The sequence below is a fragment of the Exiguobacterium sp. s138 genome (assembly GCF_018618775.1).
Lineage (GTDB): Bacteria > Bacillota > Bacilli > Exiguobacteriales > Exiguobacteriaceae > Exiguobacterium_A > Exiguobacterium_A artemiae.
On the sequence record NZ_JACSMW010000003.1, the window covers coordinates 202,890 to 226,937 of the forward strand.

The 24,048-nt window shown below is 48.1% G+C and carries 24 protein-coding genes and 1 other annotated feature; of the genes, 5 read left to right on the forward strand and 19 right to left on the reverse strand.

Annotated features, from left to right (window positions below):
* Positions 1 to 4: 4 nt before the first annotated feature.
* The 8 genes from fliD to KNP91_RS08370 form a co-directional block, all read right to left on the reverse strand.
* On the reverse strand, positions 5 to 1,567 hold the full coding sequence (fliD, locus tag KNP91_RS08335; RefSeq protein WP_214849563.1) for a flagellar filament capping protein FliD: 1,563 nt from the start codon (positions 1,565 to 1,567) through the stop codon (positions 5 to 7).
* Positions 1,568 to 1,584: 17 nt separating this feature from the next.
* Positions 1,585 to 1,941, reverse strand: a complete 357-nt coding sequence (locus tag KNP91_RS08340) for a flagellar protein FlaG (RefSeq protein WP_214849564.1) — start codon at positions 1,939 to 1,941, stop codon at positions 1,585 to 1,587.
* A gap of 128 nt (positions 1,942 to 2,069) precedes the next feature.
* Positions 2,070 to 3,257: a flagellin N-terminal helical domain-containing protein gene (locus tag KNP91_RS08345; RefSeq protein ID WP_214849565.1), complete on the reverse strand. Its 1,188-nt coding sequence runs from the start codon at positions 3,255 to 3,257 to the stop codon at positions 2,070 to 2,072.
* A 222-nt stretch (positions 3,258 to 3,479) separates the two neighbouring features.
* Positions 3,480 to 4,763 carry a methyl-accepting chemotaxis protein gene (locus KNP91_RS08350; RefSeq protein ID WP_188004686.1) on the reverse strand — a complete coding sequence of 428 codons (1,284 nt, stop codon included), beginning with the start codon at positions 4,761 to 4,763 and terminating at the stop codon, positions 3,480 to 3,482.
* A 200-nt stretch (positions 4,764 to 4,963) separates the two neighbouring features.
* The gene (locus tag KNP91_RS08355; RefSeq protein WP_214849567.1) at positions 4,964 to 6,478 is read right to left on the reverse strand and encodes a peptide ABC transporter substrate-binding protein; all 1,515 of its coding nucleotides are present in this window, start codon (positions 6,476 to 6,478) and stop codon (positions 4,964 to 4,966) included.
* Positions 6,479 to 6,571: 93 nt separating this feature from the next.
* Positions 6,572 to 6,807 (reverse strand) — a binding site (T-box leader).
* A 62-nt stretch (positions 6,808 to 6,869) separates the two neighbouring features.
* A complete protein-coding gene (locus tag KNP91_RS08360; protein WP_214849569.1) occupies positions 6,870 to 7,262 on the reverse strand; it encodes a hypothetical protein in 393 nt (130 codons plus the stop codon).
* A 343-nt stretch (positions 7,263 to 7,605) separates the two neighbouring features.
* On the reverse strand, positions 7,606 to 8,436 hold the full coding sequence (locus KNP91_RS08365; protein ID WP_214849570.1) for a GNAT family N-acetyltransferase: 831 nt from the start codon (positions 8,434 to 8,436) through the stop codon (positions 7,606 to 7,608).
* 77 nt (positions 8,437 to 8,513) lie between these two features.
* Positions 8,514 to 8,996 (reverse strand): hypothetical protein, encoded by a 483-nt coding sequence (locus tag KNP91_RS08370; RefSeq protein WP_114595084.1) that lies wholly within the window; start codon positions 8,994 to 8,996, stop codon positions 8,514 to 8,516.
* 137 nt (positions 8,997 to 9,133) lie between these two features.
* On the opposite strand from KNP91_RS08370, the gene KNP91_RS08375 reads away from it, so the two are divergent.
* The gene (locus KNP91_RS08375; protein ID WP_114595083.1) at positions 9,134 to 9,637 is read left to right on the forward strand and encodes a hypothetical protein; all 504 of its coding nucleotides are present in this window, start codon (positions 9,134 to 9,136) and stop codon (positions 9,635 to 9,637) included.
* A 50-nt stretch (positions 9,638 to 9,687) separates the two neighbouring features.
* Here the strand turns inward: KNP91_RS08375 and KNP91_RS08380 are convergent, their stop codons facing one another.
* Positions 9,688 to 10,953 (reverse strand): HAMP domain-containing sensor histidine kinase, encoded by a 1,266-nt coding sequence (locus KNP91_RS08380; protein ID WP_214849572.1) that lies wholly within the window; start codon positions 10,951 to 10,953, stop codon positions 9,688 to 9,690.
* On the reverse strand, positions 10,950 to 11,609 hold the full coding sequence (locus KNP91_RS08385; protein ID WP_214849574.1) for a response regulator transcription factor: 660 nt from the start codon (positions 11,607 to 11,609) through the stop codon (positions 10,950 to 10,952). Before KNP91_RS08385 ends, KNP91_RS08380 begins: the two co-directional genes overlap by 4 nt.
* A 129-nt stretch (positions 11,610 to 11,738) precedes the next feature.
* Here KNP91_RS08385 and KNP91_RS08390 point away from each other — a divergent pair, with 129 nt between their 5' ends.
* The 4 genes from KNP91_RS08390 to KNP91_RS08405 all read left to right on the forward strand — a co-directional run bounded on the left by KNP91_RS08390 (position 11,739) and on the right by KNP91_RS08405 (position 18,096).
* On the forward strand, positions 11,739 to 12,872 hold the full coding sequence (locus KNP91_RS08390; RefSeq protein WP_214849576.1) for a hypothetical protein: 1,134 nt from the start codon (positions 11,739 to 11,741) through the stop codon (positions 12,870 to 12,872).
* A 502-nt stretch (positions 12,873 to 13,374) separates the two neighbouring features.
* Complete coding sequence (locus KNP91_RS08395) at positions 13,375 to 16,200, forward strand: sensor domain-containing protein (protein ID WP_214849579.1); 2,826 nt, start codon at positions 13,375 to 13,377, stop codon at positions 16,198 to 16,200.
* 81 nt (positions 16,201 to 16,281) lie between these two features.
* Positions 16,282 to 17,163: a YitT family protein gene (locus KNP91_RS08400; RefSeq protein WP_214849581.1), complete on the forward strand. Its 882-nt coding sequence runs from the start codon at positions 16,282 to 16,284 to the stop codon at positions 17,161 to 17,163.
* A 30-nt stretch (positions 17,164 to 17,193) separates the two neighbouring features.
* A complete protein-coding gene (locus KNP91_RS08405) occupies positions 17,194 to 18,096 on the forward strand; it encodes an alpha/beta hydrolase (protein WP_214849584.1) in 903 nt (300 codons plus the stop codon).
* Positions 18,097 to 18,143: 47 nt separating this feature from the next.
* Here KNP91_RS08405 and KNP91_RS08410 read toward each other — a convergent pair whose 3' ends face one another.
* The 9 genes from KNP91_RS08410 to KNP91_RS08450 form a co-directional block, all read right to left on the reverse strand.
* The gene (locus tag KNP91_RS08410; protein WP_131502230.1) at positions 18,144 to 18,968 is read right to left on the reverse strand and encodes a squalene/phytoene synthase family protein; all 825 of its coding nucleotides are present in this window, start codon (positions 18,966 to 18,968) and stop codon (positions 18,144 to 18,146) included.
* Positions 18,969 to 19,095: 127 nt separating this feature from the next.
* Positions 19,096 to 19,323 carry a carbon storage regulator CsrA gene (gene csrA, locus KNP91_RS08415; RefSeq protein WP_026827533.1) on the reverse strand — a complete coding sequence of 76 codons (228 nt, stop codon included), beginning with the start codon at positions 19,321 to 19,323 and terminating at the stop codon, positions 19,096 to 19,098.
* The gene (gene fliW / locus KNP91_RS08420; protein WP_233494500.1) at positions 19,323 to 19,763 is read right to left on the reverse strand and encodes a flagellar assembly protein FliW; all 441 of its coding nucleotides are present in this window, start codon (positions 19,761 to 19,763) and stop codon (positions 19,323 to 19,325) included. Before fliW ends, csrA begins: the two co-directional genes overlap by 1 nt.
* A 4-nt stretch (positions 19,764 to 19,767) precedes the next feature.
* The gene (locus tag KNP91_RS08425) at positions 19,768 to 20,346 is read right to left on the reverse strand and encodes a DUF6470 family protein (protein ID WP_114595073.1); all 579 of its coding nucleotides are present in this window, start codon (positions 20,344 to 20,346) and stop codon (positions 19,768 to 19,770) included.
* Positions 20,347 to 20,363: 17 nt separating this feature from the next.
* Positions 20,364 to 21,323: a flagellar hook-associated protein FlgL gene (gene flgL / locus KNP91_RS08430; protein ID WP_131502233.1), complete on the reverse strand. Its 960-nt coding sequence runs from the start codon at positions 21,321 to 21,323 to the stop codon at positions 20,364 to 20,366.
* Positions 21,324 to 21,330: 7 nt separating this feature from the next.
* The gene (flgK, locus tag KNP91_RS08435) at positions 21,331 to 22,860 is read right to left on the reverse strand and encodes a flagellar hook-associated protein FlgK (RefSeq protein ID WP_114595071.1); all 1,530 of its coding nucleotides are present in this window, start codon (positions 22,858 to 22,860) and stop codon (positions 21,331 to 21,333) included.
* 12 nt (positions 22,861 to 22,872) lie between these two features.
* Complete coding sequence (locus tag KNP91_RS08440) at positions 22,873 to 23,280, reverse strand: flagellar protein FlgN (RefSeq protein WP_114595070.1); 408 nt, start codon at positions 23,278 to 23,280, stop codon at positions 22,873 to 22,875.
* Between the two features lie 92 nt (positions 23,281 to 23,372).
* Positions 23,373 to 23,621, reverse strand: a complete 249-nt coding sequence (flgM, locus tag KNP91_RS08445; protein WP_114595069.1) for a flagellar biosynthesis anti-sigma factor FlgM — start codon at positions 23,619 to 23,621, stop codon at positions 23,373 to 23,375.
* Positions 23,622 to 23,657: 36 nt separating this feature from the next.
* Positions 23,658 to 24,038 carry a hypothetical protein gene (locus KNP91_RS08450; RefSeq protein WP_114595068.1) on the reverse strand — a complete coding sequence of 127 codons (381 nt, stop codon included), beginning with the start codon at positions 24,036 to 24,038 and terminating at the stop codon, positions 23,658 to 23,660.
* Positions 24,039 to 24,048 lie beyond the last annotated feature (10 nt).

Here is a 24,048-nt window from a genome sequence, read left to right on the forward strand (position 1 = left end):
CTCCTTATTGTCCTAAGTATGAAGCGAGTGTCGCTGATTGGCTGTTCGCCTGATTCATTGCCTGTTCCATCGCTGCAAAGCGACGGTAATAAGCATTTTCTTTTTTTGTTAACTTATCTTCCCACGTCAGCATACTTTTATCTAGATCAGCTAATGATTTTCCGAGACGGTATGTCGTCGCGACGGCCCCATCAAGTCCTGCGACCTTCGAAATTTTATCGCGCATCGTTGTCGCGAAACCTTGGATTTGACGAACAAATCCGTCTAGTCCAGCTGTACTCGGGATTGGATTTCCTTGAGCATCTTTTACCGGTTCCGGTGCATCCGCCGTAAACAGTTTATAGACCCCTTCCGGCTGTTCCTCAAGCATCTTTTTGAGTTTCGTTTCGTCAATTTTCAGCTTTCCACCATCCCGGAAGTCACTTGTTGAAGTGATGCCGATTTGTGACATATACTGCAATTGAATCGTATCCGCACCTGATATATACGAATAGCCTGTATCAATTTTCGCAGAAATCGCACTTCGGAACGAGTTCATCCCGTCACGAAGGAAAGTGTCATTTTTGAGTACACCGCTCATCGCTTTTTCTTCCCACTTCTTGACTTCGTCTTCACTTAAATCTTTACGTTGCGCATCCGTCAATGGTTGAAAATCACGATATTTTTCTTCACGTACTTTCTTATTCATCTTGTCGATTAAATCATTATATTTATCAACAAACTTCTTAATCGAATCAAAATTTGCTTGCGTATCGAGTTTTGTATTGATTGTTGTGGCAGTTGTAGACGTTCCATTCAACGTAATCGTCAGACCATTTTGGGTGAACGTATTCGTCCGTTGTTCAAGCTCTTGCCCACCAATCGTGTACTTGGCATTTTTACCGTCTTGCCCCATCGTCGATGACTGTGAATTTACAATATCAACATTGGCATTCGCATCACGAATCGTTATATCTGCCCCACTTGAATTCAGTTTTCCGGTACTTGTTTTCGTGAAAACCAGCTTACCTGTAATGTCGTTATAGACTGTGCTCATTCCGAGGCTTGATTTAGCATTGATGGCTAATGTTAAATCCGATATTTTTTGTGTTGCATCTAGCGAAATGGTTTCACTGACTGCTGTTCCGTCAGCAGAAAAGCTGTTGATTTGAATGTTTATTTTTCCATCCGTCACTGTAAACATACCACTGTCAGCAAGCGTTGTATCGGATAACTTTCCTGCTGTTGTCGTCATTGTTACAGAGGCAGCTGACGCCAAATGACCAACCTTATCAATCGTTACACTCCCTGCTGTTGCGACTGTACTTGCTGTAACGACGACTTTCGATGTATCCGAACTAGTGGCAGTTTTCGCGGTATAGTTTTTGGATAGCAACATATCACTTGCTGCCGTTCGTAAATCGAGTAAACCACGGTTCATTTCGCGGTAAGCATCCCGTTGCCATGTCAACGTTTGTTTCTTTTGTGACAGACGGTCAACAGGTGCACGTTCTGCTTGCATCAATTGTTTAATCATCGTTTCTGTATCAATTCCACTTGCGAGACCACTAAGACGTATTCCTGCCATCCAACCAGTCCTTTCCCTTAAATTCGTTTATCGATCAGTTGATTAAATTCCATGAAAGCTGCAAAAAAATCGAGTTCCTTTTTGCTTGGAATTTCTTGAACGACATTATTATTTGTATCGACAACTTGAATATAAAACTCATTCAATTTCTCATGCTTAACAAACTTTAAACCAGTGCGTTGCGCTTCGAGCTGCACGTTTGCCTTTTCAATAGCGGTTTCAAGCTTCGTGATATGTTGCGGCGTTGGTAAAATGACGATGCCATCCTCTGCCAAATCCTCTTGATTCGCTTCGACAAAGATATTTCGTGTCGCTTCGTAAGGCAAGACATTTTCAGGCAGGTGAAGCCGGATTTCCGTATTGATGGAATTCATGGACAAACACTCCTTTTTGTTCTCTATGTAGTATATCGGCATATTCGAGTAACTTGTAATACCTGTTTTTAAAATTCAATAGAAAAAGGCCATGGAACAAGTCCATGACCTTTAAGTAAAAAATATGATTAACGAAGTAATTGAAGAACACCTTGTGGCTGTTGGTTCGCTTGTGCAAGCATAGCTTGTGCTGCTTGTGCAAGAATTGAACTCTTAGTTTGGTTCATCATTTCTTTTGCCATGTCGACATCACGTACACGTGATTCAGCTGCTGTTAGGTTTTCAGAAGAAGTTTTAAGGTTGTTGATTGTGTGCTCAAGACGGTTTTGATTCGCACCGAGTTTTGAACGTTCAGCAGAAACTGTATCGATTGCTGATTGAATTTTTGTAACTGCACTTGCAGCGTTAGCATGTGTTGAGACATCTAATGCTTGCTCAGTAGTTGTGTTGTTTGTTCCATCAGTAACTGCTAATTTGTCGCTTGTTCCTGCAGTTGTGATTCCAAGAGCAGACGCACGCATATCAGCGATATCAAGAGTAAGGCTTTGATTTTCGTTAGCACCGATTTGGAATTTCAAGCTTTTCGAAGAATCTGCAATCACTTCTGCCTTAGCTGCAACTCCAGCGTTATCAACAGTCATCGTTCCACCAGCGATAGTAGGGTTCGTCGAAGACTCTTCTCCTGCTTTTTGAGTAATTTCAAGCTTACCACTGACTACAGCTACTGAGTATTTATCAGTGAAATCTGTTTCAGCATTCATTGCAGTTTCAACATCTGCTAAGGTTGCACCTTTGAAATTAGTACCATCAACTGTAATACCAGCACTAACTGTATCTGTAACACCAACAGTAAACTTACCAGCTACAGCAGCGACTGCCGCGCTTCCAGCACCATTTTTTCCGCCATCAAGAAGTTTTTGTGTGTTGAACTCAGTTGTGTTTCCGATACGGTTGATTTCAGAAGTTAACGAGTTAATTTCTTTCTGAATTTCCCCACGGTCAGAAGATGTATTTGTATCATTGGCAGCTTGGTTACCAAGCTCGCGCATACGTTGCAAGATATCATGTGTTTCGTTTAATGCACCTTCAGCTGTTTGAATCAATGAAATACCGTCTTGCGAGTTACGCGACGCTTGATCAAGTCCGCGAACTTGTCCACGCATTTTTTCAGAGATTGCAAGACCAGCTGCATCGTCACCCGCTTTGTTGATGCGAAGACCTGAAGCCAGTTTCTCCATTGATTTACCTTGAGCTGCAGTTGCGCTCGAAAGTTTATTGTGTGTGTTGAGTGCTGTAATGTTGTGATTGATAATCATTGTAATTTCCCTCCATAGGAATAATTTTTTTGTCTCTTTGAAGATCCTTCTTCTCCGAGATGTGCCCCCTGGCCGGCCCAAGAGTAGCACGATGGTTGTAGTCGATGACTGCTTCCACTCTATATATCGTCGCCGTACCGAAATGTTTAACAGTTTCTCTCAAAAAAAATAAAAAACTTCAAACAAAAATCGCAGACGCTACTTCCGTCTATGATTTCTGATTTACAGACGCGTCGCACCTGTCTCTTCCTGTAATTGTTCTGCAACTGCAACCAACTCTTCCATCGCGCCGTTAACCTCACCAAGTGAAGCCGCTTGATGGCTTGATGCCTGCAAGACCTGTTCCGCATGTTTCGATGCTTCTTCGACCATCGCGAGAATATTCGCCGTCGTTAAACCAACCTGATCGATTTCCTTGTCTGACTTAATGACAAGTTGATCAACCGACTGGACACGTGAATAAACACTTTCTGTCGACTGGTGAATCTCTTCAAACGACGAACCGGCTTGTTCGACGAGTCCGACACCGGTTGCAACTTCTTTTTGGACGTCCGTCATCGCATTAGCTGTATCGTTAACAAGACGTTTAACACCGGAAATCAAATCGGTGATTTCTTTTGCCGACGTTGCGGTCTGTTCGGCGAGTTTCTTAACTTCCGCTGCAACAACGGCAAATCCACGCCCGGCGTCACCGGCCCGTGCTGCTTCAATCGAGGCATTAAGACTGAGTAAGTTCGTCTGGGCTGAGATGTCACTGATAACATCGGTAATCCGTGAGATTTCACCTGTCATACCGGTCAGTCGACTGTTCAATGTCGCTGATTGTTCCATCTTACTTGAAATCATATGCATCGCTTCGACCGAGTCTGTCGCCAGCGTCTTCCCGTTCTCCGCTTCCGTCTGCATGACCGTTGCTGATTTCAATGCTTCGTTCATTTCTTTGGCGACTTCGTCCATCGTCCGTTTGACGGCGCCGAGCGCATCCATCGACAGATAAGCTTGATCGACGTTTTCATTCATCTTCGTTGAGAGCTCTGCCATCGCAGAGCGGATGCTTTCGCCTGATGCATTACCTTCCTGAACAGCAGCCGCGATTTCCTGCGCTGACGCCGTCAATTTATCACTGGAATTGCCCATCTGTGTTGCCTGTTTGCGGATATGTAAGACCATGACTTCGAGTTCATGCATCAACTGATCAACTTCGTCGCCGCGTTTTGCTTCTTCGAAATCGACGTTGAAATTACCGTTTGCGACTTCACGTGCTGTTTCCGTCGCTTTTTCAATCGCTTTGATTGGTTGACGGAGAATCAATTGGATCAATGCTGAACCAATGATGGATAAAACTAAGCCAATCCCGGCACCTAACCAAATCGACGGTCCGTCCGCGACATCAAGTCCTCGGTTTAAAAACAACGTCAACTGTGCTGAAATCCCACCGGTAATGACTGAAATCGCCAAGACCCAGACAAACAACCGCATTTTTAAATTTTTCCGTAGCATACTCATCTTCGAAACTCCCTTTCCTGTTTCAAATCTCATCACCCTCTTTATCGGTCACTTCTGAGAACGCTTTAATAGAATTGACCTGATTTTGTAGTTCACGCCTTCATACTTTCGCCACATCGATAATAGACATAACAAAAAAAACACCCAATCAACGCTTCTTATAGAAGAAGACAGCTGATTGGATGCCTGATGGTTTCACCTTAATTGCGGTCAATCTCAACATATTTATATGAAATATCTGTTCCGACATTGTGACGGGCGAGATTTTTGACTTCCGTGTTTTGAAGGAAGGCATTTTTCCGTTGGTAAACCGGTGAGATGGCTTGATCATCGAGCAACATCGTTTCCGCTTTGCTTAACAGCGCAAGGCGTTTGTCCTGATCGAGTTCATTTTCCGCCTGTTTCAGGAGAGTATCATACTTCTTGTTCGAGTAGTCCATCATGTTAAACGGATTTCCTGTCATGAACAAGTTCAGGTACGTTGTTGCATCTTGATAATCTGGAGCCCAGCTCGCGAGTGACAGGTCGTAATCCCCTCGACCTTCACGCGCCAATCGTTCTTTTTTCGGCAGTGACAGCAGTTTAACGTCGACGTTTTGTTGTTTCAATGAGCCTTGGATGTACTCACCGATTTTTTTCGAGACATCGTCGTCTTCAATGATCATCGTCAGCTCGAGGTTTTGATCAGCGAGCACTTGTTTTGCTTGAGTTGCGTCAAACGACAATTCAATCTGACGGGTCTTGTCGTACTTCGGATCAAGGTCCTGCGGGACGATGTAATCGGCCGGCAATGAACCATTTCCGAGTAACGTTTCCGTCAGTGCTTTTTTATCGTACGCCGCGTCAATCGCCTGGCGTGTTTTCTGATCTTTCAGCGCGTCCGTTTTTTGATTCATCCGGATGAAGAACATCCGTGAGTCGCTGAACGTGTTGTACTCTTTTTTATTTTTGTACGTGACGACGTTTTCTGAGTTGAGTGGTGCAACGTCGAGTTCGCCTGTTTCAAACAGGTTGATCGCGAGCATCGGGTCCTTGATGATTTTGACATCGACTTCGTCAATCTTGACGTTTTTTCGGTCGGCGTAGTCTGCGTTTTTCGCCAGCGTGTAGCCTTGCTCCGCCTGATATTTCTTGAACGTGAACGGTCCGTTGTAGACGTTTGTTTTTGGATCTGTTCCAAACTTTTCGCCTTGTGCTTTGACGATGTCTTCCCGGACCGGCATATACGTACCAAACGTCGTCATGCTGAGGAAGTATGGTGTCGGACGTTTGAGTTCAATTTGTAACGTCTGATCGTCGATGACCTTTGTTTCTTTAACCGGCTCAAGCAGGTACGCGAACGGTGAATTCGTTTCGATGACGCGCTCGTAGGCATAACGGAAGTTTTCCGCTGTGACCGGTTTGCCGTCAGACCATTTAGCGTTTTTGTCCAACTTAAACGTATAGACTTTGCCATCTTCCGACACGCTGTGCGACTTCGCTGCTGCCGGGACCAGTTCATTGTTTGCATCAAAGCGGTAGAGTCCTTCATAAATCTGGTTAAAGATATTTGATGTGATAGCATCTGCCGGGTCGACCGACAGGAGATCATAACTTTCCATCGTGTGTAAAACTTTCTTTTCGTTTTTATTTGGTGCTGCTGTTTCCGTATCCGTTGTGGAGCATCCTGCAAGCAGGAACGCCGTACTTGCCGCCGCGATCAATGTCTTTTTCATCAAAAATTCCTCCTAAAGATAATGTGCGTTGGATGATTCGGCGTTCCTTGACGTAAACAAAAGACGCCCTCTATGCATAGCAAAAGCTAATGCATAGAGGACGCCTGTATCCGCGCGGTGCCACCTCTAGTTGAGATTAAAAATCTCCTCTTGTCGCTGGTCCAACAACCAGCTAGCCCGGTAACGGGGGCAACCGTCCTGTCTACTGAATCGTTCAACAGGCTCTCAGCGGTCCATTCCCTGATCAGCTTACCGCGTCAGGCTCTCACCTTTCCTGACTCGCTTTGTCGGCAGTGTTGACGGTACTTACTCCGCGTCGTTGATTTGTTTGATATGGCTTAACTTGTTGTTTACTTTACACGGCTTGTTTTGTCCTGTCAACGAAAAAAACTTAGAACGGATGATCCTCTTTGCGTTCCTGTTCTTTTCGGACCGGACGGGGGCGAATCGGTTCAACGCGTTCGACGTGTGTCCGCGTGATAACCCGGTTCCCGAATGCCGCATCCAGCAAGATCGTAATGGCGGCTGCCATATGCAACAACATGCCGACGACCGGGATGACGCCGACTGTCGACGCGACGATTCCGACGATGTTTCCTTTTGAGACCCGACCCGCTCGCGCCGTCAAGACGACGACCACGATATGGAATGCGAGCATCAACCAAAGCGCATTATAACCTGTCCCGAGAACAATCAATCCGCCTAAAATTGGAATTCCGAGCACTGCCTCTAAACCACCTGATACCCACTTCAACGTCCGTAATGAATCCTGTCGACCGTCCATGACGTCGCCTCCTCTTTTTTTCCATATGCTTAGTATACGACAAAACATCGAGAAGGTTTCAGATTTCTTTTAGAATGTGAACTTGTTTTTATGTTATGGAATCTCCCAAAAGTGTCCGTCGTCCAGGCGCGACTTCTGCGGGAAAAGGAAGGGCTTGTCCCTTCCGTCAGAAACAGGCAAGACCCGGTCGTCCGAAGAGGACGATTGCGGCTTGCGTTCCGCCCGAGGAAAGCGCGCCAACGGACGACAGGAAACGATATCATATTTCTTTAAATAGCGGACAGACCTGTGGTCTTTGAATTCTACAAAAAAAGCCCACTCGCGTGGACTTTCTGCAAAACAATTATAAGCCGAGTACATGGAACTGGTAACCGCGTCCGACGACGAACCCGGCCTCTTTATACAAATCAAGTGCCCGGGCATTATCTGTCTCGACATCCAGTTCAAGCTGCGTCCGACCTGTGCGGAACATCGCCTGGACCATCAGCTTCAGCATCTTTTTGCCGTATCCGTTGCCTTGCGCTTCCGGACGAACGGCAAACGCATGGATGCTCGCTTGTGTCTCAGACGCCAAGTACGCCCGAATGACACCAACCGGTTTGCCGTTTGCGACACCGATATAGGTGACACGATCATTCGACTCAATCGCCTGATAGATCGATTCCGCTTCATCGGCTGTATTGCCGAATGACGAACCTAGTGTCTCGACGATGAACGGACGATCGTCCGCTGTCGCTTCCCGCAGTTCAAAATCCGGGTCCGCTTTTAGGAACAATTGCGCTTTTTTCAAGACCATGTTGTATTCCGTCATCCGATACTCGGCACCGAGCTGACCCAGGACGGCTTGGCCAGATTTACTTTCATCATCAATGACGAACGTAAACGCTTCGACGCCTTGCGGACGAGCTGCTTCTTTCGCCGCTTCGACAAGTGTCTTAAAGACACCTTGCTTTCGGTAATCCGGATCGACGAAGACATTGATTTCCCATTCCGTCGGTAAGTAGGCAAAGGCTTGCAGATAACCGATCAATTTCGTATCGTCATAAATCGCGAAATCATTTTGCCCGACCCAATCCGCGGCGACTTTCAATTCAATGCCATCGTGATCGTTGACACATTTCTCAAGTTGCAAGACTTCTGTTGTTTGTTTAACTTCTGTTACTGTCCATTCCATTTCACTTCACCTCAACCTTTACTATATCGGACCATCAAAAGAAGCACTAGCAAAAGCTAGTGCTCCTTGCAGTTTCCTCATTTTAATTTGAATGTCTTCATCATCGCCGGAACGTCGCGTGTGATCAGGTCGGCAATCTTTTGCTTTCCGGCTGCACCTTTGACAGCTTCCGTCGGTTGCACATAATAGTATGTTTTATTGCCTTTTGTGCCGAGATACGTTCCAAACCCGACCTGCTTCTCAAATTGTTTTTTCGTTAATTTTTTCGGTTCAAAGTTCAAGTTGACGAGCATTTGATCTTTGCCCTTTACTTTATAGTAGAGCGAAAACGTCCCGCTGCGTGTCACGGTGCCGTATTTCGTCTTGACGGTTTTGTTTTTGACGACATCGACCTTATCCTGCTTGATTGCTGTCTGCAAGGCGGTCGTCGCCTTGACGGAATAGCCGAAGTCCTTGTTTTGAATCGTACCTGTTTTGTACGTTACGTTACTTGCGCCGAAAGCTGTCACCGGAATTAGACATGCTCCGATTAATACCCCTGTCATTGCTACTCGTTTCATGCTAACTCCCCCTTAACTCTTCGATAGTAGAGGAATTCCCTTTTGCGAAATAGGTAAACTCTATTCTTGAAAAAGATTTGACGGAATTGTCTAAATTTCTTACGATAGAACTAACGAAACGAAATGGGGTTAAACTGATGGCTGAACAAGAACTATTAACGCAAGAACAGCTCGATAATCTGCTGAAGAATTCGTTTGCGATGCAGGTACCAATCCTCGAGAAGTTCATGAAAGATACACATGACCGCTATGCACTTGCAACGACATCGTTCAAACGCGACATGGATACGATGAAAGAATCAGAGTGGCACCAGTTCTTCGCCGGTAAATTGTTACCGCACTTCTTCCTCGAGCATCTCGGTTTCGGGGCGTCGTTCCGCTTTAACGGACACGACAAAGAAGTGGATCTGCCGGAAAACGTTGTCCCGGTTCGCAATGACGCCGATGACCAGATTGCGAAAGTCGTCCTTGGTGTCGAAAAGGCAATGAAGGACATGCACATCAAAAATCATAGTCTGGTCGCGAAATTCTACCAGGAGACACTTGAGCTCGCCTGTCAGATGGGCAGCCGCGTCGGGATGAGCGATGAGTTCTATACGCTCGTCAAACCGAGTCTCGTTCAAGCCAACGATTCTGAATAACCAACAGGTTCCGCTCTTCACTCAGGTGAAGGACGGGACCTTTTTTCGCCCTATTTGAACCGGATATAAAAGCAGGCACCGCCAAGCGCGCTGTCCCGGACACCGTACTTCAGCCCGTGGCTGTCGAGAATCAACCGGCTGATCGCAAGACCGAGACCATGCCCGGAGCCGCCGGTCTGTTTGACATACAAATCCCAGATCGTTGACCGGTCGTTTTCTGCGACACCGCTTCCGGCGTCCTCCACCGTCAATTCGGTTGCTGTCAGCCGGACGAACACTTCACTTCCGCTCGGGGCAGCGACATGGGCGTTCATCAGAAAATTGACGAGAACCCGTTCGAACATCCGCCGATCAAGCGAGAACAGGACCGGTGCTGTCTCGACCGTTAAACGAAGACCGTCTTTTTTGAACGTCGATCGTAACCGTTCCGCCGTTTCTTCGACTAATTGATCCACGGCCACCTCCGTCCGGTCCAGCGGCATCATTCCGCCGGCGAGTTTCGAATAGACCAGCGTCTCGTCAATCAACAGCCCAAGCCGATCCGTTTCTTCGATGATACTGGTTGTGACGTCCGGCAGTTCGTCGACTGGAATCACTCCGGCCGCCAGAGCTTCCGTCTCGTTGCGGATGATGGCGAGCGGTGTCCGTAAATCGTGCGTGATTCCGGCAATAAACGATTTTTGTAATGCTTCTTTTTGGACAAGCTGTTCCTGCATCTCATCGACCGCATGAATCAGATCACCGACTTCATCATTCGGGCGGTCAGGTAAAAGCACGTCTTTTTGTCCGTCGCCAATCTGTTTGGCGACCGTCCGCAGTTCCATGATCGGTCGGATGAATTGCCGTCCCATGTAATAGGCCAGCCCGGTTGCCAGCAGTAAGGCGGCAAGTAACGCAACACCAATCGCCAGATAGACGCCATCGAGGGCACTGCTTGCGAGCGGTGCTTCGCGAATCGTCGTGATGACCGTATCGCCGCTCTTCAACTGATACGTCAACAGCCTGTTCCCTTGGACTTCGATGATGTCTTTTTGTTTGAGATCGTCAAGAATCGGCAGTTCGATGACTTGCCGTCCCCGTCCCCCGATTCGTTCCGTCCCCCCGTCACGCGTGATAAACCCTTGGATTTCCCGCGGGACCGGACGATTTTCCGCCAGTGCTTCCTCGATGATATTTGCTTCCCGCATCAACTGACTGTAACGTTCATCTTCCGCAAACCGGTTGACGAGGAACGCCGTCAGACCGAAACTGAGTATACCCATAATCAATAACGGCGCAATGACAGCCAGCAAAAACTTTCGCATCAACTTACTCATTCGATTGCCTCCAACCGGTAGCCGACCCGGTGGACCGTCTTCAACTGTTGTTTTATCGTCGGCATCTTATCCCGCAACTGTTTGACGTGTGTATCGACCGTCCGCGTATCGCCTCCGAACGTATAGCCCCAGACTTCATCGAGAATTTGATCGCGCGTTAGTGCTTCGCCCATGTGCTCAAAGAAATAGACCAACAGTTCGAATTCCATCTTCGCGAGACTGACGGTGTCCGGTCCACTTTGGACACGGCGCGCCTTCTCATCAATCGTCACGTCACCTAACTGCCGACCGACCGGCAACCGTTGCTTCAACGCCCGCTCGAGTCGGATGATCAATTCCTTGAGGACAATCGGTTTGACGAGATAATCATCTGCTCCCAGTTCCAGTCCGAACACCCGATCGTCCGCTTCCCCGCGTGACGTCAGCATGAAGACGACAGGAGCCGGGACGGTCGCTTTGATATCCGGGACAAGCGACCAGCCGTCCCCGTCCGGCAGGCGGACATCAACGAGGGCAGCGTCAAACGACGTACCCGCAAGTTTTGTTTTAGCCTCCGCAAGCGATGCCGCGAGTGTGACTGTATAGCCGTGATGACGAAGGAACCGTTCCGTCACCTGTGCCAGCTTTAGTTCATCTTCTATCACTAATATGTGCATCTTCATCCCTCCACTTGTAGTGTACCGTCTTTTTTGAACGGTTGACGTTTCTTTGCGATTTCCTTGCAACTTCCTCACAACTTCGCAGGCGTGTCCCGCTAACATAAAGGGTGAAAGGAGTGATCACCCATGCAATTCAAAAAACAATGGATCACCGCACTGACAATCAGCGCCTTAACAGTAGGAGGAGCTTCTGCTTATGCTGCAACCAATGACGACAGCTCAACAGAAACGAAATCAGAACGTCCGCATTTCGAAGGGATGAAACGACTCGATTTTACATTACTGCTCAAAAAATTGAATCTGACGGAAAAGCAGGTCGATGCGGCCCATGAAAAAGGTTTATCGATCGCAGATTTGGCCAAACAAAAAGGAATTTCGTTCAGTGACTATAAAAAGGCGGAACTCGCCGCCGCAAAAGAACAGCTCGCTTCACTCGTCAAATCAGGTGACTTAACGAAGTCGCAGGCAGCGGATATGTTAAAACATCATACAGAACGTTTTAGCGGGGTTTCGAGTTATGCCGATTTAAAAGAACAGATGCCAAAAGGACATCGCGGTGACAAAGGCGGCTTCTTCAACGAATCGTTGATTGCCGACGTCTTGAAGGCACTCGGTCTGAGCCAAGATAAATTCGATGCAGCCAACCAATCGCTCGCTGCTTATGCGAAAGCCCAGTCCATCAAGTTCGCAGATTACAAAAAAGCATTGCTTGCGGCGCAGACGACACAGCTCGATCAATTCGTCAAAGACGGGAAGATGACGAAAAAGCAGGCGACTGAGATCAAAGCCCGCCTGACAGAAGAGTTCTCGGATGCTAACAGTTACGATGACTTACCGGACCGCGGTCAACATGGACCAGGCGAACACGGTGGACCCGGTCATGACGTCTTCGGTGATACAACGTCCGCTATCTTGAAACGGCTGAATCTCGATGCGACGAAGTTCAAGGCAGCGAACCAACCGTTACCGGAATTTGCGGAAGCGAACAACATCTCCTTCGCTGCTTTTGAGAAGGCTGTCCTTGCCGAACAAACGAAAGCAATCGATGCGAAAGTCAAAAGCGGTGCCATCACGAAAAAACAAGCGACGGCGATCAAGGAACGGATGCAGGAACGGGCCGATGAAGTCTCAAGCTATGACGACTTACAACAAGGACCGCGCGGACATGGACCGGGACGCCATCATGGCATGAACGATGCCGACCGACCGGATCAGGCTGATCCCAATGCCAGCGAGACTTCTGTTGATCTTGCCATTTAATATGTAAAGCACGGACAAACTCCAGCATATGCCATTCAACAGGCATCGGCGGGGTTTGTCTTTTTGTCTTTTTGTCTTTTTGTCTTTTTGTCTTTTTGTCTTTTTGTCTTTTTGTCTTTTTGTCTTTTTGTCTTTCTGTCTTTTTGTACGTTTCCTTCGTTGATGATTTTTTATATTTTTTTGCCCGATCGAATGATTCGGGTACGTCTGCTTTCGAAGCTCGATTTCTACGGGAAAAGGAAGCTTTGCTTCCGACAGGAACAAGGAAGACCCGGTCGACGGTCACGATGACCGCGGCTTCCGTTCCGCCCGAGAAAAGCGAGCGAAAGAAAGCAGACTTCCAATCCCCCCCTCTTCTTTTCCATTCCACTTCCTCTCATTCTCCAAAAAATGATTCGCTTTTTTTGAAAAAAAGTCTATTCTTCGAACTTTGATTGCAATTGCTCTTCGTTTACTCCGATACTAAGAGTGAGAGAAAAAATTCGAGTGAGGAGATTTGTCTATGACTTTTTTCGACGCGATGCAACGGCTGAGCCGTTCATCTACATCCCCTCTGCTGATTGGCGGGTTAGAACTGTCACGCCCAGAACGTGTGGAACCTTTTTTTCAGCAAAGTACAGATGCTGTCTTTTTCTTTAATCATCTTGGTGAAATCATCTATTTCAACGAACAACTTCCACGGATGCTCGGTTATTCGAAGGAAACTTTATATAATCATTTCGCCGTCTTTAATCCACCGGAACAGCATGCGTCCGTCACGGCGTTTTTCGAGCGGGCCCTGGCCGGTGAGACGGTCCACTATACGGCACAAGGTCTGCATGCCGATCAACACCGGGTGACGCTCAAAATTACGAACATGCCGATCGAACAGGAGGGACAAATCGTCGGGGTGTACGGGATTGCACGGGACATCACCCGCGAAAAACAGTTGGAGGATGACGTCGTCCACATCCGGTCACAACTGGAGCTGACGGAACAGATTCCGGAACTGGTCGTCTTTCATTACGATCCAGCAACCCGAACAATCGAGTATTCGCCGTCGTTGATCAACTATCTCGGTCTTGATCCGGTGAAACCGAAACAGCTGTCAAACGAACAGGTGCATCAACGGATCCATCCGCGTGATTTTGATCCGCTCCGTTTTCAGATGATTCGCCTGCTTGACGGAGAAATCGATACATTCGAACAGGAAGTGTCCGTCCTGAATGCCGACTACGAATATCAACTGTTACGCCTGAAGGCATTACGACGCGACGGTCCGACCGGATTGATTTCTCTGATTCTTTATGATTTGTCAGAAGTCAGCGAAGCGCGCCGTGAACTGGCACGCGAACGGGAACAGACGCGTGAAATCTATGAAGCACTCGAAGCCGCTATTTCACAAATCGACTTATCAACCGGACGCCTGTTGTTTCATTCCAAAGGATTTTTCCAGATTTTCGAAGAGTTGCCGCACGATCTGATCCTCAGTCAGGACTGGCTGTTCGAGCGACTCGATCCGCGTGACGTACCGGCAATGAAACGCTTCATCTTACAGTTGCAGTCTGGTAAAGCAAGTACGATCCAGTATCGTCTGCTGTTCCCGGATGGGCGTATGAAATGGATTGAGGACCAGCAGATTCCGGTCTTCCAGCTGGACGGTTCGATTGCCTACACGAACAGCATCATGCACGACATTACACTTCAAAAAGAGTATGAGGAACGTTTGCAACAGCTGGCGATGTATGACTCGATCACCGGTCTGCCGAACCGTCTTTCGTTGACGGAGACGATCCGTGACTGGATGCAGGCGAACACGGCATTTTCGATTCTGTCGATTTCGTTTAACCGGATTTCGGATATCAACAATGCGTTTGGTCATGCTTCCGGTGACCAGTGGATTCAGGCGACAAGTGCACTCCTCAACACCTCAAAACCGGAGGGTGTCTTTTTCGGACACCTCGGAGGCGACGAATATGCAATCCTCGTTCCGTCGAGCCTCAAGGACGATGTCACGTCGTATGCAGAAACGTTATTGTCTTTATCCGTCGAACCGATTTTAATTGATCCGTACGCCTTATTCACCCGCGTTTCGATCGGCATCAGCCGTTTTCCGGACGACAGCAGCGATCCGGTCGAATTGATGAAACATTCGTATACGGCGCTCCGGCGGTCACGACGTGAAAATCAGAGTACCGTCCATCATTATGCGTCCAATCTCGATATCGATTATTACCGCCGTTACCGGCTCGAACAGGATTTACACTATGCGATTGAACGGAAGCAACTGTTTCTTGAGTACCAACCGAAAGTCGACAGCTGGACGGGGAAAATCATCGGTCTCGAAGCGTTAATCCGCTGGCAACACCCGGAATGGGGACGGATTCCGCCCAATGATTTCATCCCGCTCGCCGAGGAAAGTGCCCTGCATATCGCAATCGGCGACTGGGTCGTCGAGACAGCGTGCCAGGCGATGCTTGACTGGTCCAGTGCCGGTGCCGATCTTGTCCCGGTATCCGTCAACGTCTCGCCGAAACGGTTTTTGATTCCCGGGTTCGAACACCAGATTGAACAGATACTGGCTACGTATCAATTGCCGGCCGAGCTGTTGGAACTGGAAATCACCGAAGCGGCATTGATCATGGATGATCCGAATATCAGCCGGACGCTGGAACATGTCAGCCGGCTCGGTGTCCGGATTGCGCTCGATGATTTCGGAAAAGGATATTCATCAATGGTCTACCTGCAACGTTATCCGATTGATGTCGTCAAGATCGATCGTCAGTTTGCAACGCATATCGCGGAAGACACGAAAGCACAAGCGATCGTTAAAAGTATTCTCTACATGGCGAAGGAGTTTAATCTTGCCGTCATCGCGGAAGGCATTGAAACGATTCAACAGTTGGAGATGTTCCGGTCGCTTGAATGTCCGAACATCCAAGGGTATTTATTCAGCCGACCGGTGTCCGCGGCCGTCATGGAAAGTTTTCTGATCCGGGAAGTCTTGTATCCGATCGAAGCCTGTTCGCTTGCCTCGGATAATGTCCCGAGCTTTACGGTCCAAGGCAAAATTAAGATGCTACAACATCAAAATCAGACATTCGACTTTAGTTTTTCCGAGATTCAAGCCCACCGGACGAGTACACGTCACCTCTACTTTACGACCGATACTCCCTTACCTCTGCAAACCGCGACGTTTGAAGTCCGGTTGTCGGAAGGTCTGCAGCTGGTCTCCTGCACCTTGACTGTCACTGCTTTTGAGGACGGACAATATGCCGGACGCTATACGACGACGCAGGAAGCGGAACTGGTCTTACGGTTTTTCCAGACATTACGCTACAACGGGTGAAATAAGCACTAAGGTCGTTCTCGCGTGCCTTAGTGCTTTTTTGTTATAGTAATGAAAAGTGTATGTAAAAGGAGGGGTTCGATGCCCACAGCTGAACAGGCCAAACGACACCGCCGTTCAACGAAATGGCAACTGGTCCGTCGTTTGTTGTTGCTTACGATCGGTGCCGTGATTTTCGCCATCGGACTCAAAGGATTCCTTGTTCCGAACAGTATCATCGATGGAGGGATTGTCGGCATTTCCATCATCGGATCGAAACTGACCGATTCGACACTCGCATTGTGGTTATTCTTTCTCAACATCCCGTTCATCTTCTTCGGTTATAAACAAATCGGGAAGACGTTTGCCTTATCAACGCTTTATGCCATTTCCGTCATGGCGATTGCGACGAAGTTACTGGAAGACATCGGTCCGATGACACGGGTCGATCTCCTCGCAACCGTCTTCGGCGGTTTGATTCTCGGAATCGGGGTCGGGATCGTCATCCGGGCGAGTGGTTCACTCGACGGGACCGAAATTTTAGCAGTCTCGTTCAGCCGCTCGACCCCGTTTTCCGTCGGCGAAATCGTCATGTTCTTCAACGTCTTTATTTTAGGGGCTGCCGGTTTCGTCTTCGGTTGGGACAGAGCCATGTATTCCTTAATTACCTACTTCATCGCCTTCAAGACGATTGATGTCGTCATCGACGGGCTCGATCAGTCGAAGAGTGTCTGGATCATTTCGGAAAACCATGAAGAGATCGGTCTTGCCATCATGGACCGGCTCGGCCGGACGATGACGTACCTGAACGGGGAAGGCGCTTTTTCCGGCGACGACAAAAAAATCATTTTTTGTGTCATCAGCCGGTTGGAGGAAACAAAGCTGAAGGAAATCGTCCGCGATTTTGACGAAGAAGCCTTTATCGCGATCGGCAACATCCATGATGTCCATGGCGGTCGTTTCAAGAAAAAAGATATTCATTAACGTATCCTACTGCAGAGAGGAAGAATCGCCGTGTCGTTTTTGAAAAAACATCGCAAGAAATTGATTGCCGGACTGATTATCCTCATCGTCTTAGTGTTGATTGCCATCGTCGGCATTTCTGCTTATGTCGGTTCTTCCTTAACGGAGCCGCCCCGGGAACCGTTGACGACTAATCCGAAAAAGGCGGAGGATCTGGCGTACGAAAATATCTCGTTCCGCTCTTACAAAGACCGGACCCGTCTGTCCGGCTGGTGGATTCCGAGTGAAGACGCCAAGTTGACGATCGTCTTTGCCCACGGGTACGGAAAAAACCGGGAACAAAACGATGTCCCGGTGTTGCCGCTGTTCAAAAAGTTCCATCAAGCCGGTTATAACGTCCTGACGTTTGATTTCCGCGGCTCCGGTCAATCGGAAGGCAAACGCGTCACGGTCGGAGCGAAGGAACAGGATGATTTATTGACCGCCGTCCGCTATGCGAAGTCCCGGGCATCAGAACCCGTCGTCCTCTACGGAATCTCGATGGGCGCCGCAACGTCTCTCGTCACGGCACCGAAAGCCGAAGTCGCGGGTGTCATCGCGGACAGTCCGTTCAGTGATCTCAAGAACTATCTTGCGACGAATCTGCCGGTCTGGAGCGGTCTGCCGAACTTCCCGTTCACGCCGGTCATCCTCCAGGTGACACCGCCTTTAACGGGACTGAACCCGGAACGCGTCCAACCGCTCGAAGCCATCCGCCGGATTGATTATCCGATTTTGATGATTCACGGGAAGGACGATGATGCGATTCCGGTCACGGAAAGTATGCGGCTGCAAAAAGCGGCTCCACGGTCTGAATTGTATGTGACGGAAAACGGCGGGCACGTCCAGTCGTACAAACATGACCGGCAAGCCTATGAAGAAAAAATTTTATCGTATCTCGAAGATATCCGCTAAAAAAAGAGACATTGTTCCGAGGAACAATGTCTCCTTTCGTCTATCCATTATCGTTTTAGAACGGCACTCCCGACAATCTTCAGGACTTCCGGCCGGCTGAGTTTTTCTTTTCCCCGCGCGAGCGCATCCAGTGTTCCGTGGGCGAGTGCAAGCGGAATCTTGCAGAACTCATAGATCGTCGTCTCTCTTGGAATCGAGGCGAGATATGCATCGGCTTCCGCCAGATTCTCCCGGGCATACTCGAACATCGTCTCCGTCGTCCAACCCGGTGGGAAATAGCCGACACCGCGTTCGGCGTCCTCCTGTTGATTGCGCAGGATGTTGACGGCCTGCAGTCCCCGTCCGAATCCGATCGCCTGCTGCTTGTCCGTCACGATACCGGCTTTCCAGTACCAGATGTCGGATAACATGACACCGACCAGTCCCGCAACGTAATACGTGTACTCGTCAAGATCTGCTGCCGTTTTGACCGTCCAGTCCCGTTCTGCCCAAGTGGCCATGCCTTCTGCCATCTCGGCTGTCGATTCCAGGACTTTCGTTCGAATACCCGCCGGACAATACGCAATCCACTCTGACAGGCGCAGTGTCACTTCCGGCAATTGATTCGCGTAAGGGGCAATCATCGTCCGGTATGTCTGCTCGTCGAATGTTCCCCGCATCATTAACGCCGTTTCGCGCAATAATGTCGTCTTGACCCCGGTCGGCAATTCTTCGTGGTCCTCGATTTCATCGATGGCCCGCATACATAAGTAAGCCGCTCCGACGGCTTCCTGTAGTTCCTGTGACAGACGGCTGATCGGTATATAAAAGGTCCGGCTCGTCGCTTTTAATACACGATTCGCATCTTTCTTCAGCTGCTTCGTCTCATTCATCCATTACACTCCCTCTTTAGTCAAAAAGGTTTCTTTTCTCTACATTACTATACACGATTCAAAAGAATTGAGCATTTTTTTGTTGAACGAAAAAACAGGACCGACATTGAAGTCCGTCCCGTCCTGGTCATGTATCTGTTCGTTGTTTTAATAATTGGCTCATCAGACCGGTACTTTGCGAAGCTTCCGCATTTTCATCCTGAATCGCCAGATAGATTTCTTTGCGGTGGATATCGATTTGCCGGGGCGCATTGATACCGAGTTTGACTTGATCCCCTTCGATCGCGAGAATCGTCAACTCAATATCATCCCCGATTTGAATCGCTTCTCCCGTTTTTCGTTTTAAGACGAGCATCAGCGGCCACCTACTTCGGTCAAACTGCCGATCATCCGACGATTCGCGTACGTTTCATCGAGAATGATCTGTTTCGCTTGACGGCGTTTCGTCTCCATGACGAATGGTGCCCGTAAGTTCGTCGTCGATTCCTGGAACGGTTCACGTAACGTGACCGTCGTATAGACGGCGACTTGTGCCGTTTCCTGAATCCCAAGTTGTTCCTTCGCCGATTCCGGTAATTCAAACACGTAATCCGGATCAATCCAAAATGGATTCGTCACGACAAACGCACACTCCGGCTGGTCAATCGATTGGAATGACCAAAAAGGAATCCCTTCTCCGAACGGTAAGAGGATAAAGCGTCGTGCTTCCGGAAAACCCGGTACTTCCGAGGCGAAGGTGATGATTTCACTTTCGTCGACTTGAACCGGACCAAAAAAATCAGTCATGATTTGCATATGATTATCCTTCCCCATCGAACATGCCGCCGACCGGCCACATATCCAGTTGATTTTGTTCCCGCAGATAAATTTCGACCGTACCTTCCGTCACATTCAACTCCGGTCGATTGACCTGAACCTCGATTCGCGGTCGTTCTGCTGTGTAATTGAGTTGCACTTCCGCCGGTGTATAATTGATTTTGACGCGTTCGAGACTGCGTGGCGAAAAGCCGAGTGTCGTCACTTCAGCAGGCGGTGTGTCCCGCGATTTTGCGACGCGGGATACCGCATTTCCCCCTTGCTCGATTCGCATCAATTGATCGCCTTCAGACGCTGCCCGGCCAACTGCCTGTTGCCCCATCTGACGACCATATTCTGCATAACGCTGGACTGACTCAAAAGCTGGAAGTCGTCCCGTTTCAATCATCGCTTGGGTCGAATCAATTTCGAGTCGTGCTGCGACGGTTTCAATCGACAGATTCCCTTTTGGTTGTTCAATCGATAATGTCGCCGGTGCCTGATGTTGCTCAAGTGTCGCACGGGTGGTGTTGATTCCAATCTTCGCTGACGTTTGACGCATCTCAAGATGTGGCAGATTCACCGTCCGTCATCTCCTTCTTAACGTAAGAAATCAAGCAAGGTTGGCTGAATGATCCGCGCCCCCGCGCTGAGTGCCGCACGATGTAACGTTTCATACGACTTCAGTTCCATGATGACTTTTTCGGCTTCGATGTCTTCGTTATCCGACATGACCGATTTTGCGATAATTTCTTGATCTTCCAGACGAGATGCGTTCAGTTCAAGTCGGTTGACCCGCGCCCCAAGGTCAGCACGCGTTTCGACCGTCTGATTGAGCATACTATCAAGATCTTTTAACATCCCTGATAATTCGGCTCCATTATTTGAACTATCAACGGCACCTGCGTCTGAAACCCCACCAAGAGCATCGTATAATTTTTTGAGCGTCGTGAACGTTTCCGGACTAAATACATTTGTCGGTGAAACGTTGACTTGAACTTCAATTCCGGAAGAGATTTCATAACGGATGACTTCTTCTTCTTTTAGAGTTGGATCACCGTCTGTAAATACGGTATTAACCGCCTTACCCGGTGTTGTTAAATATTCTTTCAGACCTTCCATCGAAATGAAGGGTTGATCCGTCTTTGTTCCATTAAAAATGGCTTTTTCATTATATTTCGTGTTCGCCAGTGTCCCGATATGTTCAATCAGCTGACCCACTTCGCTCTGAATTGCTTTCCGTTGCGTAGCATCATACGTATCCGTCGCAGCTTGTGTCGTCAATTCGCGGACCCGACTCATGGCGGATGTCACTTCGTTGAGCGCCGAGTCCGTCAAGTCCATCCAACCTGTCGCTTCATTGACATTTTTTTTGAACTGTTCGACTTCACGCACTTCTGTCCGGTAACGAATCCCTTGCATTGCGACGACCGGATCTTCAGATGGTCGCTGAATCTTTTTTCCACTGATTAATTGTTCCTGCATCGCACTCAGTTTTTGATAACTGGCGGAAAGATGTCCGATATTTGTTTTCGTCAGCATCGTTTGTGTTACGCGCATTTAGTCATCACCGTCCTACGATTCCCATACCATTGATGATTTTATCAAGCATCTCATCAACCGTAGTAATATTACGCGCTGCCGCGTTGTATGCATGTTGGTACTGAATCATCATCGTCATCTCTTCATCGATTGAAACAGCCGAAACCGACATACGGCGCTGTTCCGCACTTTCCATCAAAACGGCAGAACTCTGACCGAGCCGAGCGACCTGATCCGTCGCGACTGCCATATCTCCAATGACATTTTGATAAAACGAACCGATTGTCGTCGTCGTATCGGATCGTTCAAAACGAATGTTTGCCGTTTTCATGTTGGCCAGTTTCAAGGCACCGGCACTATCACCGATGTTTCCGTCTGTCGAGGTAGCAATGTTATCCAGGCTCTTTTTAATGTCTGCTCCAAGCGTAATCGACTTTGCTGTGATTACTCCTCCGTTGGAAGAAACAAAAAATTCACTTGTACCCGCTGTTTTGTCTTTTTTTACATTCGTCGCATGAGCTTCGTTGAATGCTGTCGCAAACGTTGCTGCCATCTCATCCAGGTGTCCCTGCATATTGACATACTCACCCGTTGCTTGACCATCCTCAACGTGTCCGTACATCTCAATCAGACCAATTAATCGACCTGATGAAAAACCACCGGCTGCGTCAAATGAGATCGTTTGTGAATCTGTTTTGAATCCTGTATAGAGACCATTGTCATCTGTTGTAAAGGTCAACGTTCCTGCTTTTGGTAAATCTGAATCCACTGCAAGCAACTTATCACCATTCGGTAATTTGATTCGAACATCAATCCGACCTTCTGCCGTTTTAACCGTATTCCCAAGTGTTCCTTGCTGAATCGCATCACCGTCGACTGATACTTTTTCAAAATCAACGTACTCTGCGAGTTCATCGAAATAACGGTCTCGTTCATCATAAAGTGCATTTGGTAACACACCAAGCGGTTCGACTGTATGGATTTCAGCATTGATATTATGAATCTTTTTGAACAGATCATTTACTTTTTTAGTCGAGACCTCAATTTCACTTTTCAGGTCACCTTGTACTTGATTAAGTGCCTTCGCCATGTAATTAAACGTTTGTGTCAATGTCTCCGCTTTTTGACGGACGACACTCCGGGCACCTGAATCCTGGGGATTCGTTGATAAGGTCTGAAGGGATTCCCAAAACCCGTCAAATGCTTTAGACAAGCCTGTATCCGACGGTTCATTGATGACATCTTCCATACGACCGAATGCTGCTTCTTTTGTACCATAGTAAGATGTCTTCGTCGCCTCGTCTCGATATTGTTTATCGAGCATGACATCGCGGACACGTTCGAGGAGTTCACCTTTTACACCCGTACCGATTTGTCCCATTTTACCTGTACCGATTGCCATCGACAATTGCTCTGTCGTCGCCATGACAAGACGTTGCCGTGAAAAGCCGGCCGTTCCTGCATTGGCGATATTGTTTCCGGTCGACTGGAGCGCCCACTGATTCGTCGTCAGTGCACGACGACCGGTTTCAAGCCCCATGAATGTTGAACCCATGTATTTGCCTCCTTAAGCATTTCGATTGAAATGTGCGCGATCAAGCGCGGACTGACCATATGTAAAATCATCTGCTTCTGGTATCAGCAATTCCAGATGCCAGTTTAAATAGTGTAACGATTGAGTGAGTAAGTCAGCGTTCAACTCGTTCAGTACCTTCAACTGACCAATCGTTTGAAGCAACCGACGCATGGAATCGACATCCTCCGGGTGCGCTTGCAGCCACTCCGTCATCGTCATCGTCCCCATCTGAGCGAGACGCTGCTGCTCCAACTGTTCGATTCGTTTTAAATGAATCGGTTCTTCCTTGACGAGCTGCGAAAGACGCGGCATATCATTTTGAATCAAGACCTGTTTTTTTTCTTCCGCCAGTTCCAGTAGTGCGGCATGTTCCGCCGTCAGCTGATCGATGAGTTCCATCCGTCCTGTCCTCCTCCGTCTATGTTCGTTCATATAAAAAGCGACCCGCGCATCCGTGCCCCGAGTCGCCTCTATTGTTTAAGTTAGTCTTCTTACAAGTTCAAGAAACGTTCCGCGATTTTCTTCGCATCCGGTTTATAGGTTCCATCCTGAATGGCTTGTCGAAGGGATTCGATTTTTTCGGTCCGTGAAGGCGTCGTTTCGTTAAAGCGCAACCGCGCTTCGCTTGAAATCGTCACTTCATCCGGCCGATTCGTGCGTGTTGGTTCTGTTCCTTCTACTTTTTGATTTTTTTCGTACGTCTTAGGCATGTTAACCCACTTCGTAGAATCAATTCGCATGTGAACACCTGCTTTCTAGACTACAAGATTCTTAATTCAAGTTCGATACGTTCGCGGTTTCGAAGGGGCAGAAGAATCAAGCATCGCTTGAGCGAGTTCACGTCGCAATTTTTCGCGACATTCGGCACAAATCGTGCCATCACGGGAGGGCTTCCCGCAACTCTCACACATGATCTCCATCTGAGAAATTTCAGAGATCAACAATCGCCCTTCTTTAATGTAACGGAAGACCGTTTCTCTCTTTACTCCGATAGCCATCTCAACATCTTTAGGTGAGGTTCGGACTTTTCGCCGTTCTCGCAGGAACTCACGCACCTTCTCAAAATCAGTATGATCTTTTCTGATACAATCGACACACAGATCAGAAGATTGACGAACAAATAACTTCCCGCAAGTTTTGCAGTTTAATACATCCATTTCCTTCACC

Bases quoted from the DNA above. Each gene is read 5' to 3' on its own strand.
- fliD (WP_214849563.1), bottom strand. From the start codon at position 1,567: ATGGCAGGAATACGTCTTAGTGGTCTCGCAAGTGGAATTGATACAGAA.
- KNP91_RS08340 (WP_214849564.1), bottom strand. From the start codon at position 1,941: ATGAATTCCATCAATACGGAAATCCGGCTTCACCTGCCTGAAAATGTC.
- KNP91_RS08345 (WP_214849565.1), bottom strand. From the start codon at position 3,257: ATGATTATCAATCACAACATTACAGCACTCAACACACACAATAAACTT.
- KNP91_RS08350 (WP_188004686.1), bottom strand. From the start codon at position 4,763: ATGAGTATGCTACGGAAAAATTTAAAAATGCGGTTGTTTGTCTGGGTC.
- KNP91_RS08355 (WP_214849567.1), bottom strand. From the start codon at position 6,478: ATGAAAAAGACATTGATCGCGGCGGCAAGTACGGCGTTCCTGCTTGCA.
- KNP91_RS08360 (WP_214849569.1), bottom strand. From the start codon at position 7,262: ATGGACGGTCGACAGGATTCATTACGGACGTTGAAGTGGGTATCAGGT.
- KNP91_RS08365 (WP_214849570.1), bottom strand. From the start codon at position 8,436: ATGGAATGGACAGTAACAGAAGTTAAACAAACAACAGAAGTCTTGCAA.
- KNP91_RS08370 (WP_114595084.1), bottom strand. From the start codon at position 8,996: ATGAAACGAGTAGCAATGACAGGGGTATTAATCGGAGCATGTCTAATT.
- KNP91_RS08375 (WP_114595083.1), top strand. From the start codon at position 9,134: ATGGCTGAACAAGAACTATTAACGCAAGAACAGCTCGATAATCTGCTG.
- KNP91_RS08380 (WP_214849572.1), bottom strand. From the start codon at position 10,953: ATGAGTAAGTTGATGCGAAAGTTTTTGCTGGCTGTCATTGCGCCGTTA.
- KNP91_RS08385 (WP_214849574.1), bottom strand. From the start codon at position 11,609: ATGCACATATTAGTGATAGAAGATGAACTAAAGCTGGCACAGGTGACG.
- KNP91_RS08390 (WP_214849576.1), top strand. From the start codon at position 11,739: ATGCAATTCAAAAAACAATGGATCACCGCACTGACAATCAGCGCCTTA.
- KNP91_RS08395 (WP_214849579.1), top strand. From the start codon at position 13,375: ATGACTTTTTTCGACGCGATGCAACGGCTGAGCCGTTCATCTACATCC.
- KNP91_RS08400 (WP_214849581.1), top strand. From the start codon at position 16,282: ATGCCCACAGCTGAACAGGCCAAACGACACCGCCGTTCAACGAAATGG.
- KNP91_RS08410 (WP_131502230.1), bottom strand. From the start codon at position 18,968: ATGAATGAGACGAAGCAGCTGAAGAAAGATGCGAATCGTGTATTAAAA.
- csrA (WP_026827533.1), bottom strand. From the start codon at position 19,323: ATGCTCGTCTTAAAACGAAAAACGGGAGAAGCGATTCAAATCGGGGAT.
- fliW (WP_233494500.1), bottom strand. From the start codon at position 19,763: ATGCAAATCATGACTGATTTTTTTGGTCCGGTTCAAGTCGACGAAAGT.
- flgL (WP_131502233.1), bottom strand. From the start codon at position 21,323: ATGCGCGTAACACAAACGATGCTGACGAAAACAAATATCGGACATCTT.
- flgK (WP_114595071.1), bottom strand. From the start codon at position 22,860: ATGGGTTCAACATTCATGGGGCTTGAAACCGGTCGTCGTGCACTGACG.
- KNP91_RS08440 (WP_114595070.1), bottom strand. From the start codon at position 23,280: ATGGAACTCATCGATCAGCTGACGGCGGAACATGCCGCACTACTGGAA.
- flgM (WP_114595069.1), bottom strand. From the start codon at position 23,621: ATGCGAATTGATTCTACGAAGTGGGTTAACATGCCTAAGACGTACGAA.
- KNP91_RS08450 (WP_114595068.1), bottom strand. From the start codon at position 24,038: ATGGATGTATTAAACTGCAAAACTTGCGGGAAGTTATTTGTTCGTCAA.